This is a genomic window from Vibrio sp. 2017_1457_13, from assembly GCF_030851525.1.
In the GTDB taxonomy this organism is placed as follows: domain Bacteria; phylum Pseudomonadota; class Gammaproteobacteria; order Enterobacterales; family Vibrionaceae; genus Vibrio; species Vibrio metschnikovii.
This window is the reverse complement of the sequence record NZ_VHTA01000001.1, coordinates 275,130-288,470: the sequence shown is the minus strand read 5'-3', so window position 1 is coordinate 288,470 and position 13,341 is coordinate 275,130. Positions and strand designations below refer to the sequence as shown.

Genomic DNA, 13,341 nt, shown 5'->3' with positions numbered 1-13,341 from the left:
GGGCTTAGCATAAGCGTTCGCTACGAAGCCGATGGTATGTTCAAATATAAGGAAACTCGATGGCCGTGTTTCCTAAGGTTGAGCGATCAGTTCCAGACAGAAGCGATTTCCGATTCGGTCAAATAACGAGATTCTCCCGGCTCAAGGCCAGGGTCCAAAACAATATCGCCCACACGTTCACGATGTAACCCAACCACCTTATTACCAAGGGCAGCAAACATGCGCTTAACTTGATGATATTTACCTTCGTGAATGGTCAACAAAACCTGTTGTTGATCTATGATTTCTAGCTGAGCAGGTCGGGTTAGATCTCGCTCACCGCGTAACTCAATTCCCTTCGCGAACTGCTCAGTATACTCGGCGGTAATAGGATCCGCGAGCCAGACACGGTAGGTTTTTTCACAGTGGTGTTTAGGTGAAGTCACTCGATGTGACCACTGCCCATCATCAGTGATTAACACGAGCCCTGTCGTATCAACGTCCAAGCGCCCAGCAAAATGCAAGTCCCGTTGGTTAGCCTCATCCAATAATACAAATGCCGTTTGGTTGAAGCTGTCTTCATGAGAACAAACATAACCTTGAGGTTTATGCAGCATAATATAACGAGGGCCACTTAAGGTCAGCGCTCTGCCTTGCCACTCAACCTGGGATAACTCGGTAACTTGACATGAACCACTTTTACGAACAATACCATCGACCGTTACATCGCCACTTTTTAAAAGTTGAGTTGACTCTTTACGTGTGGTGCCGAGCGCATCACACAAAAATTTATCTAAACGCATGAATACCTCATCTGCTTGAAGTCAGGTATTATACAAGCCTCACTCAAAATAGTTGAACTATTTCACATAATTAATCCCTTGCCTTTATGTATACCTTACGACCTTATCAAGCGGATTCAGTCAAAGCCGTGATTCATTACTTTCGTCAGCACAGTACCCCTGCGGTGATTGTCCTCCCTACCGGTGCAGGAAAAAGCTTAGTAATTGCTGAATTAGCACGTTTAGCTAAAGGGCGAGTATTAGTTCTTGCCCATGTTAAAGAACTGGTGGAACAAAACCATGCCAAATATGAAGGCTATGGGCTCACTGGTGGCATATTTTCGGCCGGACTAGGACGAAAAGAGAGCGAACATGCGGTGGTGTTTGCTTCCGTGCAGTCTGTGGTACGAAATTTATCGACTTTTCAACAGCCATTTTCGTTATTAGTGATTGATGAATGTCATCGAGTCCCCGATGATAAAGACAGCAGCTATCAAAAAGTCATTAGCCACTTATTGACCCTCAACCCAAAGATGAAGGTGCTCGGTTTAACCGCAACCCCTTATCGACTAGGCATGGGATGGATCTATCAGTACCACACTCGTGGGCTCGTGCGCAGTGAAGAGCCACGTTTTTTCAAAGATTGCATTTTTGAATTACCGATCCACTACTTATTGGATGAAGGTTTCTTAACTCCAGCGCGTCTGATTGATGCGCCTATCCTCAGCTACGATTTCTCTCAGTTAAGCCCAACGACTAGCGGACGATACAAAGAATCTGAACTCGATCTGGTTATCGAGCAATCCAAACGCGCAACACCACAAATCGTTCAACAAATTATTCAGTTAGCGCACAACAAGCAAGGGGTAATGATTTTTGCGGCTACGGTTCGTCACGCCCAAGAGATCCTTAGTTTACTGCCTGAACAACAATCCGCCTTAGTGATTGGCGATACATCATCACAAGATCGCGATCGGATCATCCAACGTTTTAAACAGCAAGAGATCAAATTTTTGGTCAATGTCTCAGTATTAACCACCGGCTTTGATGCTCCACATGTCGATTTGATTGCTATTCTAAGGCCCACCGAGTCGGTGAGTTTATACCAACAAATCGTCGGTCGAGGTTTACGTCTCGCTCTGGGAAAAACCGAATGTTTGGTGCTTGATTATGCGGGTAATCAGTATGATCTGTATCAACCCGAAGTCGGCGACCCGAAACCCGACTCTAATAGTGAAATCATTACTATTCCTTGTCCTGCTTGCGGCTTTAATAATAACTTTTGGGGCAAACTGGATGCGAACGGCTTTCTTCTCGAACACTATGGGCGGCGATGCCAAGGCTATTTTGAAGATAAAGAGACTGCAGAGCGCGAACATTGCGGCTACCGTTTTCGTGCCAAATATTGCAATCAATGCGGAGCCGATAACGACATCGCCGCGCGAATTTGTCACGAATGCCAAGCGACGCTAGTGGATCCGGATAAAAAGCTTAAAGAGGCATTAAGCTTAAAAGATGCCTTAGTGTTTGAGTGTCTCACCATGACATTCAGCGTTCATAAAGATAGCAAAGGAAAAAACCATCTTCGAGTGACTTATCTTGGTGAGAATAACGCCCAAGTGCACGAGTTTTGGTCACTCACAACCCCAAAACAAAAAGCTATCTTTAAACAGCGTTTCGTTCGCCCCCATCTGGCCGATAAACATCGAGCATTTGACGCCGCATCACCGAGTAAAGTCGTCGATCATCAGCACCGTTTTCGACCACCACAATTCGTTATCGCACGAAAAAATGGCCGATTTTGGGCACTGAGGGATAAAATTTTTGCCGATGAGCTCAGTGATTAACCATGCTGGGGATTGCCTAGTATGAAGCCATCATTTTTATTGCTCATCCTAACGTAGAATGTTAGTATCCGCGCTCGTTTTGAGAGTGATTATTATCGCTAACGAAGCGCTACGACAGCACAAGGTCGCATTGATGCTGTCACACTTATTATTTTTTTACTAATTTGAGAGTAAATACTATGAAATTCAATGCAGTAGTGCGTACTGAACTAGGTAAAGGTGCGAGCCGCCGCCTACGTCACACTGGTCTATTCCCAGCTATCGTTTACGGTGGTGAAGCAGCGCCAGTATCTATCGCTCTAAAACACGATGACATCATCAACCAAATGGATAAGCCAGAGTTCTACGAAGCGATTACTCTAGTTATCGACGGTGCTGAAGTTAAAGTTAAGCCTCAAGACGTTCAACGTCACGTGTTCAAGCCAAAAGTTGAGCACATGGACTTCATCCGTATCTAATTCCCTACCAAGGAATTTGTTGGATAAAATCCAACCTTTTGCATAAATAAGATTTTTTGGCCTTACCATCCAAACCATCTAAAAATTAGAAACCCCGATGCTACCAACATCGGGGTTTCACCGTTTTATAGGCCACAAAAAGCCATTTTAACTATAAATTACATGCACTTATAATACTTGAGTGGTTTGTGGGTGTAATTAGGGTGGTATTAAGGTGGTATTATACAGTAGTTTTTGAACTGCTGCTTTACGCGCAAAGGCACCCGTAATAGGTGCCTAAGCTAATTTTTGTCACTATTTTATGTCAGAGAATTAGCCGTGCTTGATAGCGTTAATAACCGCACTACTCTCTTGTTTATCTGCTTTACAATCAAACTTTGTTATCATCCACGACATGTATGCCAATCGTTCAGCCTTCTTTGCTGCCTCATTTAATCCGAGGTCAACTAGCTCAGCGTATAACTCCGAAGCCATGTCGCTGACGTGTTTTAAGCCATTCTCGATATCATCGAGTTCAATATTTTTCTTAAGCATTTTTTACCTCTAGCCTAACGTAGTACTGCTAGCTCTCCTTTTATTGCTATAATTATCACTATAGCGGCTTTTATTGCGGGACTAGCTTCATATTTTCGCACGCATTTTCATCATTTATTCATCAACCATCAATAGTGAAACCCAAAATGGTCCTATTTGAATCAAATAAGGGACAAAATAGTCCTTTTCCGTGTGCTGGATGTCACGAGAACGACTAGCAGCAGCGATCAGAAGTAGACGAGAACGAGCAGGATTTACGCAAGAAGAGATGGCAAACTCTTGCGGGATGAGCAAGAAAACTTACCAGAGAATCGAGCAAGGCAAGACCGATATCAAGCTGAGTCAATACGAATCAATTTTGCGGTCGCTGAACTTGAGCGAACTCGATTTGGTTTTAGACAAGCTCGATTATGACGATGTAAGTAATGTTGATTTGCTTGCTTTATCTCGACTGCTACCAAAGAGAACTAGGCGATTAATGATTGATCTATTTTTCAGCCTCCATGCCGACATAAACCAAAACAAATCAAAATAAATCAGCGTTACGCATCACGCCCAACGAGTAAGCCCTATCAGCGCCTAGTTTTAACCACCTTGGCGGTGGTGACCTAGCGAGCCGAAAAATTTTTATTTCCCGTGGGTTGCCCTCGTTTGCATGGGATTAGGGCTGGAAAGTACCTTTTACCTTAATGGCATAGGGATGAATGAAGCGAATACACGAACTCAACACCTCCACACTGCCGAGTGCAGCCTCGCCTACTAAGAAACAACTTGCGATTTAATTCTTTCAGAAGAGTGCTTGCCCAACTATCAGAAAGTTCCAACCTACTTGCTATTTGTGATGCTGTAACGCTTTCACCGTGACGAATCGAGTGCAACACTCTCAACTGAGTCTTGCTTAGTTTGATACGCGCAACTTGGTGTGGTACTGAGCGCGCTGCGGTTATAAGAGCCTCGTTTATTGGCTCATTTTGGCATAAAAACGACATCTAATTATCATCCGCTTAGATTTATATTTGATGTGAGCTATTGAATTGATCTAAATAGCCTTTTTGATGATCTCTTGATCTATTGAGACAGGTCTAAAACAGGTTCGCCAGCAGCTTTTTAGCCAATCGTGGTAGCGAGAAATGGCTTCTTTTTTTTGCAGCTCAATGTGAGTGTGAATATAAGCAAGATCTAGCTTGCCTTTGGCATGATTCAATAACGTCTCTGCTGTCATATAATCTATTCCAATATCTGCCCAGATCGATCTAGCTCGTTTACGTAAATCATGTCCCGTCCATGCGCCTTTCGAGAGTGACTTGACTAACTGACTAGCCAGTGCGCCGTAGATGCATGAGCCAGATCGTAAATCCGTGGGGAATAAATGCTCACCCTTATATCCTAGTTCAGATTGCCATTGCTTGTATGACTGCAATAGCTCAATCATTGGGTCAGACAGTGGGTAAACCATGCATTGCCGTGTTTTTGCATCGCCACTTGGGATTGTCCAGCACTTCATTGTAAAGCTCACATTGGACCATTTTGCTTTGCGAGTTTCTCCAATACGAGAGCCATGGCCAAGCATCATCATCACAAGCAAGCGAGTTGGATTATCAGCAAAGTCTAATGCCCTCAATGCGTCTGGAACTTGATCTGTCGATAAGCGGCATTCGCGAACCTGAGCTTTTGTGATTGAAAAATTATCAGGGAAAAAGTCACGAAAGTGGACATCAGCCAGCGGGTTAACAGTAATGTGCTTTAATCTTTTGGCTGTCGTGTATGCAGACTTGAGTAAATTAAACATCGCTTTTACGTAGCTTAAAGATAGGCCGCCCTCAAACATTGGCTGAATAAGCTCTTCATCGATCAATTCGGCGTCAATTGCCATGATCGGCTCACCGTGAAAGATACCCATTAAGTGTCGATTTGCCATGCTCTTGATGTTTGCCAAACGCTCCTTTGAGGACTTCCCTAGCTTAAACTGCCTCGTCACATGCCAGTCAATCAGCTGATCAACCGTCTCAAATCGCCTAAAGTTAACAACGTTGCTTTTAGCGATCTGAACCGTCGTTGCGCTAACTAAGTCCATGATGTCTTTTGCTTGTGTCGCTGGATATGTGCCGATGCGATGCGGAACTTGCTCACCATTTTTATATTGATATAACCACCAAGTGCCGCCTGTTCTTGCTGCATTAAAACGAAGATATAAAGAACTTCGTACATCTTTTAGCTGCCTAACCATGGGGTCGCGCAAGTATTTACGCACTTGAGTATCAGAGATTTTTAGTGCCACCGTAAATTGCGAATGCACCTTGTAATTCAAACGAATACCCATTACTCACTCCCTAATGCTGTTGCTTGAATGATCATGCTGCTAGGCTGTCTACCTCTACCTGTGAATGTCACCGAGTCAATTGAGCATTCACCCTGAAACGCTCGGGGAAATGACGCATCTAAAACAACAATTCCCTCAGCAAATGCTAGAGGATTAGGCGGGGCGGTAATCGTTAATTTTCTGCCCTCTCGCTGTATGCGTCTTAATTCTGTGTTGCATGCCTGCTCTGCTTCAGTTTCCGACTGATAGTCTCGACCGATCAATTTAAACGGTCGCTCACCAACCATCACCTCTATTCGATCTCCGCTTTCAGTAGTCAAGTATGATGCTCTTACACCGTTGAACTCGTCACGTCCGTCAAGATCAATGTCAACGTTCACAAATTCAGATGGCACGCCCTTATTAACATCAAGATGTGACAGCGTAATTGTTTCAATATTCTTGCCGCTGGCACTTCTTGTCTCGCCCTTGGGCGCAATGACATACCTATCTTCAACAATCTTGGAAATCGCATCGAACTGTTTAGCTAAACGGCGAATAAAAGCAGGGGCGCTCTCATCAGTGCGATCGACATGCTCGATTTTAATATTTTGTAATTTAGGATGAACAAAAACAGAGAACCCATGTGGGGCCACACAGTCAGAAACAATTTCATAGATCGTTGCGTCATTCCAACTGGCTGAGCGCTTTGCCCGATATTCGGTATCGTCTGTGACACTAAACGGGGCAACGCTTAAAATCAGGCGAAGCTCACGTGACGACAAGCTTAATGAACGCTTAGAGATCTGAAACTCGTCTCGATATACGTCGCCTAAATAAACTTTGTACTTTTCTCCCTTCTGAGGAATGCCATCGACGTCTTCAGAGAAAATGGAGAGCGTGAGAGAGTCTCCCTCAACGCCGTTCGCATCGGTAAGCTGCCATGTCTTTAGCAGCTCCATAATCAGTTCAGCGTTTTTACCTTCAAGTTTTAGCATTAATCCCAACTCCGTGTTGCGCTTATCGAGCGCTGATTAACTGTTTGTTCTGGTAGAATGACGGTGCAATCGTGAGAAAACGTGTCTCCACGAACGTGCGGATTGAGTCGATAAAACTCCGATTCGACTCGATCGCCATCGTGCCCTAAATGCTGAAAAAGCAGATCGGCAATTAGCCCACCCGCTTTCGCTATTACTCTCATTAACGAAACTCCATCAATTGCAAGCTCACTTCCGTAACCATCGCTCGACCATCATGAACTAATTCTGATCGGCCTTCTTTGATTTGCTTAATGGTCCATTTACCCAAGTTAAACCCTTGGCCATCACTGACTTGTTGGGGTTCTAACAATAGGTCGCGCAATGATGCGGCATTTTTAGCTGCGCCGTAGCGGGTCCATTTTGCAGAAATATCAATCGTATCGAACGGCCTACCCGTAAACTCAGACTTGCTGCCATCGATCACGGATACCTCAGAGTAAGCGCCATTGCTGACTCGCTCCATTTTGCTTATGGGGGTTTTATCCCCCATAGAAAAGACGAATTCACCGATCACTAAGTGGTGCATTTGTTAGCTCCTGTCGATTGCTGATATGGATAGTGATTCATCAATGGACAGTCCGGCCATGCCCAGCTCTCTTTGCAGTGCATCAGAAACCTGCTGAGCAACCAGCAAAGCTAATTGCTTTTCATCCATACCTGATGCTGCATTGATTTGAATTTGCGGAGCGCCGATCTGTATCGGGGGTTGTGATCGAGCAATTGATTCCTTTTTCTCTTTCTCTTCAATTCTCTCCCTGACAGTATCGGAGCTGGTCAAGCGGTCTTGAGGCTCACCCATTAGCCAGCTAAATGATCCGCCCTGCCATGAGAGCGGCTTTTCTGAAAATGCGGCTCGTTCATCAAGTATGCTTGATATCTTAGCCACCTCTGTGAGTTGTTTTTTCTCCTTTCGATCGCTATTAAACTCATCGGTTCTCGCGTAAGTGTTTAGCTTTAGCTCGCTCTCACTTTGAGTGCTCGCGATTGAGCTTTGGGTTTCTTCATCTTTTGTGAGCTGCCTGTTTACAATGTTAAGGCTGTTCTCATTGACGGAGCTATCCGAGATTTGCACCGCCTCATTGAGTTGATGACTTCTATCTTTGTTTTCGCCAGGAAGCCCATCTGTTCTCGCGTAAGTGTTTAGCTGTAGTTCGCTTTCGTTAGGTCTTTCGCTCTTGGCAAGCTTCTCGCCAAACCAGCTACCTAGCCACCCTCCGGCATAATCCCCAACCAACGATCCAGCAAGCCCGCCAACCAAGGTGCCAATCCCCGGCATGATAGCGGTACCAATTGCAGCACCAAGGCTTGCGCCACCAAGCCCACCCAGCAAGCCGCCACCTTCCTCGATCGCGGTCTTTTTATCGCCATCAACCAGTGCGCTAGCCATATTGGTTGCTGACATCGCAATGGAAAGCGGTCGCAAGAATCTCCCTAGCCCACCTTTTGCGATATCGCCGCCGATATCGACTGCATCTTGAGCTAATGCAGGAACTGGCATCATTGCTAAAGCGCCACCCGCAAGCGACATAGGTAGAGCGTGTGATCTCGCGGTCATTGCCGAAGAAGCAAAGTTATAAGCCTTAGCGAGAGGGTTTCGAGAGCGAGAACGACGAGGAGCGGGACGATTACTAGCGACTGATCGACGTCGCCCAGCACCTCGCACTCCACCGCGACCCATGCCTCCCCGACCCGAGGCCATTAAAGTTTGATTTAGCCGACTAAATTGCCGGGTCGCAAACTGAGCTGCGCGACCGCTCTCATTCGTTTCTCTATTTAAACCTTTGCGAAACAACCGCCCCTTATCAAGCGTATTGCCAAAAATTAATGATGCCGCTTTGCCTGCAAGCATCGCGCCTTTGAGCGCAACAAAGGCAGCAATACCAATACCAACAGCGGCTGTGACGCCTTGATTTGCTTCGGCAAAGTTGCTGAGCATGTCAACACCCTCGCCCAGTGGCTGCAACACCCAGTTCAATGCAGGCAGTATCGCTGTACCAATAATCACACTTAAACGATTTAACTTGTTAACGAACTGTTGAATGCCGACTTCGCTTGTATTTACACGAGCATCAAATTCTTTTTTCAACGAGTTCAAGTGAACTTCTTCAGATTCGTTAGCGAGCTTACGTAATCGAACAAATTCGCCCGTATTGCCAGCCAAAGCAGCAACAGCGCCTTTTACTTCTTCGCCAAAAATTTGAGAGATCAGGGCGCTTTGTTCTTCAAGCGGTGCAGCTTTAATCGCGTCCAATACTTCAAGTAAGCTTCCAGCTGCATCATCTTGCATTGATGCCGCTAATGAGCCGGCATCAAAACCAATCGCTGATAGTGCTTTTTTCTGATTTCCTGAGGCAGCCTCGCCAAGCGTTAATCGTCCAGAGATGTTTTTAACCGCTGTGGACACTCGCTCTTCGCTCATCCCTGTCGCGATCATCGTGGTCGCCAGCGCTGCTGCGTCGTTATTAGAAAAGCCAGCCAGCTTAGCGGTGGCTCCCTCCCGCGCCATCACTGATGCAAGTTGCTTGGGGTCCATGTTTGAGTCAGCGGCCATGTAATTGATCATGCCGGCCAGAGAGAGTGCGCCTTGCTGATCTAGGTTTAACGCCGCTTTAAAATCAGATAGAGTTTTTCCCGCTTGCGACGCTTCCATGTCGAAAGCGACGCCCATCATTGTTGAATCCAAAACGAAGCTTTGTAAATCGTTTAGGTCTTTAATACCCGAGCGACCGCCCGCGGCCAGCATTGCGTTGATGTCGTTAGCGCTTAAGCCGCCACCCTCTTTTGATGATGAGGTTTTTAGTGACCACTGCCTCATTGCCGCCGCTTCTTCTGGTGACATATCAACAACTTTGGTCACATCAGCAAAAGACGACTCATTTTTAACCGCGCTCCATAGCGTGGCGGCCACTGGTGCGGCAGCCACAGCAAGTGAAGTCGCTTCGCTTCTAATTTCGCCTAACTTTGCATTACGAGTGTCAATCCGAGACTGGATTGATTGCATCTCTTTCATGCGAGCATTTTGCCGAGCAATGGCCGAAGTTGCTTTATCTGCTTGCTTTTCTAGTCGTTGCTGTTCATCACCTAGGCGCTTTGTGTTAATACCAGAGGCTTTTAGCTCCGCGCCAAGCCCGCGTAGCTTATTGCGTTGCTGGTCCTTTTTATTGTTAAGCTCAGTAACGCGTTGATTGGCTTTTTTATATGCAGAGTTAAGTTCTGAGGTTTTAACCTTGCCTTGGTGCATCTCAAGGTTAAGCGACTCTAGACGGTTTTGAGCTTGATGTAGCCTATTTTGCAGCTGAACCGCACCTTCGCCTGATGCGCTCTTGAGTTGATTGTTCAGTCCACGAATTTCGGCTTGTGTCTGGCTTTGTGCGACTTTTAGATTGTTTGTGTGCGCGCGGCTCTCTTCTAACTTTCGGCCAAGTTCGCCCACCGAGGTTTCAGCTTGTTTTGACTGCTCTCTCAGCTTTTCCATGCGCTTGATAGCAGACTGATAACCCTCCACTTTTTTAAGTTGAGAATTAAGGCTGATCACCTCGCCTCGCTGCGTTTCTATTGCAGTAGTCAAGCGCTCTGCAGCTGATGTGGTAGAAGTAATATCCTCGATACCCTTGACGGTGGTATCAAGTATTAGGCTGATTTTCTCAGACATTGCGCGCTCCGAGTTTTGATAAAATCAACTCATAACGACGCACCGCAACATCTTGGCTCCATTGAAGAAGCTCAGACTCAGACGTATTGCGATGCATGGGAACGAGATCGATCAGAGATTCAACATCCCGGGGCGAAAGAATGCCGCCGATTGTTGAAAAAAAGCGCCCACCTGCGGTTTTAGCGCTAAGTAGTCATTGAGCGAAAGGTACTTAAAGTCTTCTTTCTGTAAGCCAGTGACGACACGAAACATGAAGTCTTCACGCTCTTCATCATCTTCAATGTCTGCCAGTGCTTGAGAGTGGGCCACTTTGGGCACTTGGAATTTGATTCGAGTAAACTTCTCGCCCGCTTCGTTCTCAAACGGTTCAAGCAAGTCAAACTCAAAGCTAGAGCCGCTAAGTTTTCCGCCTTTCAGTTCATCACTAGGCTTAAGGATGATGTCTACAATATCTTCATAAAGTTGAATAAAATCAGGCGCATGAAGCGTGTTAAATTTAGCTTCCGTTATATCCGCACAGAGTAAGATGAGCGCTTTTCGTTGCTCAAACTCCTGCTTTGCAGACATTGAAGATAACTTAATGTGCGGTAATGCTTTAAATCCGGCGGTTGAGATAGTTTTAAGTTGCACGGTTCTAAGTGCGTCCGCTTCTTTTTGGGCGCGATCTATCTCGTTTTGCAAGGTTTCAATTTCGCTTTCGCTGTCATCGGTTGTGATCTGCTTTAGCTGCTTTCGAAACTCGATTAGCTTTGCTTCTAGCGCCTTGCTTTGCTCTGCGTTTGCGGTGAAAAACTTAAGAATGCTGATTTTTTTCATTGTGATGCTCCAAAAAAAAGACCTCTCACAATGGAGAGGCCTCATTAGTTATTTGAGGATTAAATGCCCGCTAGACTCATCAAGTCAGCGCCGCCAACGATGGTTTGTCCGGTATCAATATTGATATCGTGAACCACGGTACCAGTGTCAGTGAGCTTATAAGCTTTGCAGGTACCTTCAATGGTTACCGTTGGCTTTTCGCCCATTTTGGCCGGTTCTTTTTTGATGTTGGTGATCGGTCCATACAATGAAAACTCTTCTTTGTACTTCGCGCCATCGGTGTGCTTGCCTTGCTCAGTAATGTTGACCTGAGCGTTATCCATAAAGAACTTACCCAGCGCATTTTGTAGAGCACGGTGATCGCCATGGACTTTCAGCGTCCACTTGAGCGCTTCAAAGCCGACAACGTCTTCCGACATCACAAAGCTACCTTCGTTATTGGCAACTTTACTTTTAATGTCAGGCGGGGTGAAATCAACGATTTCATTCATGAGCGGCACAGATTCAACCAGTGCCGTCAGTCGCATGCGAATACGATCAGCCATTAACGACCTCCTCTAGCCATGCTTCAATTAAGCCATTATCAACGCTCATCTCGTACACCATGTGCTCATTCGGAGAGTAGCGACCGTAGTTAACGCACAAGAACCAGCGCCCTGAGGTGTAATTCTCAAGATTGTTCTTGTCAGGATGAAGAAACGCTTTGAACACCGGAATGACTTCTTGAGCGACTAGGTTTTGTCCCCAGTTCGTTAGTCGGTCAATCACTTGAGTCATAAAGGCTTCGGTAAGCTGCTTGCCCATGAGCGGCTGGCTTGTTTCTTCGAGCTTGCGAGCCATGAGATCTTCCAGTCCAACGTGACTGATAAAGCGCCCGGTATTGGTTCGGTTGCCGATGATTGAATAGCCGCCCATGCGTGTGCGCGCAATCGTCACCACGCCGTGCTTATTCAAAAAGTTGGCTTGCGTCGTTTTATCGTTGATTTTGTAAGTCACGTTGCGCGACGTTTCATCACACAATACCGCGCGGTTTTGCGGACTTTCGTAGCCCTCGACTGATGCCATAGCAGCAACCAACGCGATAGAGGCAGGCATTAATACCTGAGCGCCATCGTAAGTTTTCAGGAACCAAGGGTCGATAATACAAAGCTTATCTTCACCGGTTCCCTCTGCGCCAAATTCGGCAGCAAATTCAGCGGCGGCCATGTCGTTGGTATTTGGACCATCAAGGACGGGGCGGCAACGCACATCACGACCGATCAGCGCCAACGCTTGACCGAGCGCTTTTGAGTTAAAGCCGGGGGCAGCAATGATAGTGGGCGTTTCAGCGCATGCTTTGATGGTTTGCAAGCCAGTGACTGCGCCCGTTGTGCTATCAATACCGCCGATCACATTGGCTTCCGTAGTGGCAACAACGCCAGTATCTTCGACAACAGTAACGTAAACGATACACTTAACATACTCGAGTAAATAGCGTACCAAGTTGGGCAGCGTCCCCGCGCGCTCACCTGTGCTATCGAGCATCATCATAGCGTGCGAATAATTCCAAAGCCGCGTTGCTTCATTGTAAGCAATAGCCGTGTTCTTATTTGGCGCTGTGCCGGTTAAATGAACCACCTGCAGCGCAAGCGGCCCCATACTCGGTAATGGCTCAATCGTTTTGACTTCAACGCCATTGAGTTCAAAGTCATTGATCGGTGAAAGCATTATTTGCCCTCTTTTTTAGCGTCATTCGCTTTGATTGCGGGTTTACCCACTTTGCCATTAAGCAGCAGCATCGCGGCCTGTGATGGTAAAAGCGGAATGGTTTTGTTGCCTTCAGGATGAACCCATACCCCGTTCAGTCGAAAGGGTTGCAGCACTACGTAATCCTGTGCAATGGGCTTTTGCGGTTTTGCCATTGGCTAGCTCCAATAAAAAACCCGCCGTGGGGG

15 protein-coding genes are annotated in these 13,341 nt (G+C 46.3%); 3 read left to right on the top strand and 12 right to left on the bottom strand.

Features of this window, described 5'->3' with window-relative positions:
• Nucleotides 1–86: 86 nt before the first annotated feature.
• Nucleotides 87–782, bottom strand: a complete 696-nt coding sequence (gene rsuA / locus FKN88_RS01395) for a 16S rRNA pseudouridine(516) synthase RsuA (protein WP_154168336.1) — start codon at nucleotides 780–782, stop codon at nucleotides 87–89.
• Between the two features lie 86 nt (nucleotides 783–868).
• On the opposite strand from rsuA, the gene FKN88_RS01390 reads away from it, so the two are divergent.
• Nucleotides 869–2,608: a DEAD/DEAH box helicase gene (locus FKN88_RS01390; RefSeq protein ID WP_306687130.1), complete on the top strand. Its 1,740-nt coding sequence runs from the start codon at nucleotides 869–871 to the stop codon at nucleotides 2,606–2,608.
• 179 nt (nucleotides 2,609–2,787) lie between these two features.
• Entirely contained in the window at nucleotides 2,788–3,066 is a 279-nt protein-coding gene (gene rplY, locus FKN88_RS01385) for a 50S ribosomal protein L25 (RefSeq protein WP_154168340.1), read from the top strand.
• Nucleotides 3,067–3,378: 312 nt separating this feature from the next.
• Here rplY and FKN88_RS01380 read toward each other — a convergent pair whose 3' ends face one another.
• Nucleotides 3,379–3,600: a hypothetical protein gene (locus tag FKN88_RS01380; protein WP_306687129.1), complete on the bottom strand. Its 222-nt coding sequence runs from the start codon at nucleotides 3,598–3,600 to the stop codon at nucleotides 3,379–3,381.
• 199 nt (nucleotides 3,601–3,799) lie between these two features.
• Between FKN88_RS01380 and FKN88_RS01375 the strand changes: the two genes are divergently transcribed.
• Nucleotides 3,800–4,135 (top strand): helix-turn-helix domain-containing protein, encoded by a 336-nt coding sequence (locus FKN88_RS01375; RefSeq protein WP_306687128.1) that lies wholly within the window; start codon nucleotides 3,800–3,802, stop codon nucleotides 4,133–4,135.
• Between the two features lie 151 nt (nucleotides 4,136–4,286).
• Here FKN88_RS01375 and FKN88_RS01370 read toward each other — a convergent pair whose 3' ends face one another.
• The 10 genes from FKN88_RS01370 to FKN88_RS01325 form a co-directional block, all read right to left on the bottom strand.
• Nucleotides 4,287–4,589 (bottom strand): helix-turn-helix domain-containing protein, encoded by a 303-nt coding sequence (locus FKN88_RS01370; protein ID WP_306687127.1) that lies wholly within the window; start codon nucleotides 4,587–4,589, stop codon nucleotides 4,287–4,289.
• A 50-nt stretch (nucleotides 4,590–4,639) separates the two neighbouring features.
• Nucleotides 4,640–5,920, bottom strand: a complete 1,281-nt coding sequence (locus FKN88_RS01365) for a tyrosine-type recombinase/integrase (RefSeq protein WP_306687126.1) — start codon at nucleotides 5,918–5,920, stop codon at nucleotides 4,640–4,642.
• Entirely contained in the window at nucleotides 5,920–6,897 is a 978-nt protein-coding gene (locus tag FKN88_RS01360; RefSeq protein ID WP_306687124.1) for a hypothetical protein, read from the bottom strand. The genes FKN88_RS01365 and FKN88_RS01360 overlap by 1 nt, the downstream gene beginning before the upstream one ends.
• A complete protein-coding gene (locus tag FKN88_RS01355; RefSeq protein WP_161425329.1) occupies nucleotides 6,897–7,100 on the bottom strand; it encodes a hypothetical protein in 204 nt (67 codons plus the stop codon). The genes FKN88_RS01360 and FKN88_RS01355 overlap by 1 nt, the downstream gene beginning before the upstream one ends.
• The gene (locus FKN88_RS01350; protein WP_161425328.1) at nucleotides 7,100–7,465 is read right to left on the bottom strand and encodes a phage tail protein; all 366 of its coding nucleotides are present in this window, start codon (nucleotides 7,463–7,465) and stop codon (nucleotides 7,100–7,102) included. Before FKN88_RS01350 ends, FKN88_RS01355 begins: the two co-directional genes overlap by 1 nt.
• A gap of 3 nt (nucleotides 7,466–7,468) precedes the next feature.
• Complete coding sequence (locus FKN88_RS01345; RefSeq protein WP_306687122.1) at nucleotides 7,469–10,591, bottom strand: phage tail tape measure protein; 3,123 nt, start codon at nucleotides 10,589–10,591, stop codon at nucleotides 7,469–7,471.
• Nucleotides 10,592–10,702: 111 nt separating this feature from the next.
• On the bottom strand, nucleotides 10,703–11,407 hold the full coding sequence (locus FKN88_RS01340; protein WP_306687121.1) for a phage tail assembly protein: 705 nt from the start codon (nucleotides 11,405–11,407) through the stop codon (nucleotides 10,703–10,705).
• A 59-nt stretch (nucleotides 11,408–11,466) separates the two neighbouring features.
• Complete coding sequence (locus FKN88_RS01335; RefSeq protein ID WP_306687120.1) at nucleotides 11,467–11,952, bottom strand: phage major tail tube protein; 486 nt, start codon at nucleotides 11,950–11,952, stop codon at nucleotides 11,467–11,469.
• Nucleotides 11,945–13,114: a phage tail protein gene (locus FKN88_RS01330; protein ID WP_306687119.1), complete on the bottom strand. Its 1,170-nt coding sequence runs from the start codon at nucleotides 13,112–13,114 to the stop codon at nucleotides 11,945–11,947. The genes FKN88_RS01335 and FKN88_RS01330 overlap by 8 nt, the downstream gene beginning before the upstream one ends.
• Nucleotides 13,114–13,308 carry a hypothetical protein gene (locus FKN88_RS01325; protein WP_161425323.1) on the bottom strand — a complete coding sequence of 65 codons (195 nt, stop codon included), beginning with the start codon at nucleotides 13,306–13,308 and terminating at the stop codon, nucleotides 13,114–13,116. Before FKN88_RS01325 ends, FKN88_RS01330 begins: the two co-directional genes overlap by 1 nt.
• Nucleotides 13,309–13,341 lie beyond the last annotated feature (33 nt).

Coding starts and splice junctions, on each gene's coding strand:
- rsuA (WP_154168336.1), bottom strand. CDS start 782: ATGCGTTTAGATAAATTTTTGTGTGATGCGCTCGGCACCACACGTAAA.
- FKN88_RS01345 (WP_306687122.1), bottom strand. CDS start 10,591: ATGTCTGAGAAAATCAGCCTAATACTTGATACCACCGTCAAGGGTATC.
- FKN88_RS01380 (WP_306687129.1), bottom strand. CDS start 3,600: ATGCTTAAGAAAAATATTGAACTCGATGATATCGAGAATGGCTTAAAA.
- FKN88_RS01350 (WP_161425328.1), bottom strand. CDS start 7,465: ATGCACCACTTAGTGATCGGTGAATTCGTCTTTTCTATGGGGGATAAA.
- FKN88_RS01355 (WP_161425329.1), bottom strand. CDS start 7,100: ATGAGAGTAATAGCGAAAGCGGGTGGGCTAATTGCCGATCTGCTTTTT.
- FKN88_RS01365 (WP_306687126.1), bottom strand. CDS start 5,920: ATGGGTATTCGTTTGAATTACAAGGTGCATTCGCAATTTACGGTGGCA.
- FKN88_RS01330 (WP_306687119.1), bottom strand. CDS start 13,114: ATGCTTTCACCGATCAATGACTTTGAACTCAATGGCGTTGAAGTCAAA.
- rplY (WP_154168340.1), top strand. CDS start 2,788: ATGAAATTCAATGCAGTAGTGCGTACTGAACTAGGTAAAGGTGCGAGC.
- FKN88_RS01390 (WP_306687130.1), top strand. CDS start 869: ATGTATACCTTACGACCTTATCAAGCGGATTCAGTCAAAGCCGTGATT.
- FKN88_RS01360 (WP_306687124.1), bottom strand. CDS start 6,897: ATGCTAAAACTTGAAGGTAAAAACGCTGAACTGATTATGGAGCTGCTA.
- FKN88_RS01370 (WP_306687127.1), bottom strand. CDS start 4,589: ATGTCGTTTTTATGCCAAAATGAGCCAATAAACGAGGCTCTTATAACC.
- FKN88_RS01340 (WP_306687121.1), bottom strand. CDS start 11,407: ATGAAAAAAATCAGCATTCTTAAGTTTTTCACCGCAAACGCAGAGCAA.
- FKN88_RS01375 (WP_306687128.1), top strand. CDS start 3,800: ATGTCACGAGAACGACTAGCAGCAGCGATCAGAAGTAGACGAGAACGA.
- FKN88_RS01325 (WP_161425323.1), bottom strand. CDS start 13,308: ATGGCAAAACCGCAAAAGCCCATTGCACAGGATTACGTAGTGCTGCAA.
- FKN88_RS01335 (WP_306687120.1), bottom strand. CDS start 11,952: ATGGCTGATCGTATTCGCATGCGACTGACGGCACTGGTTGAATCTGTG.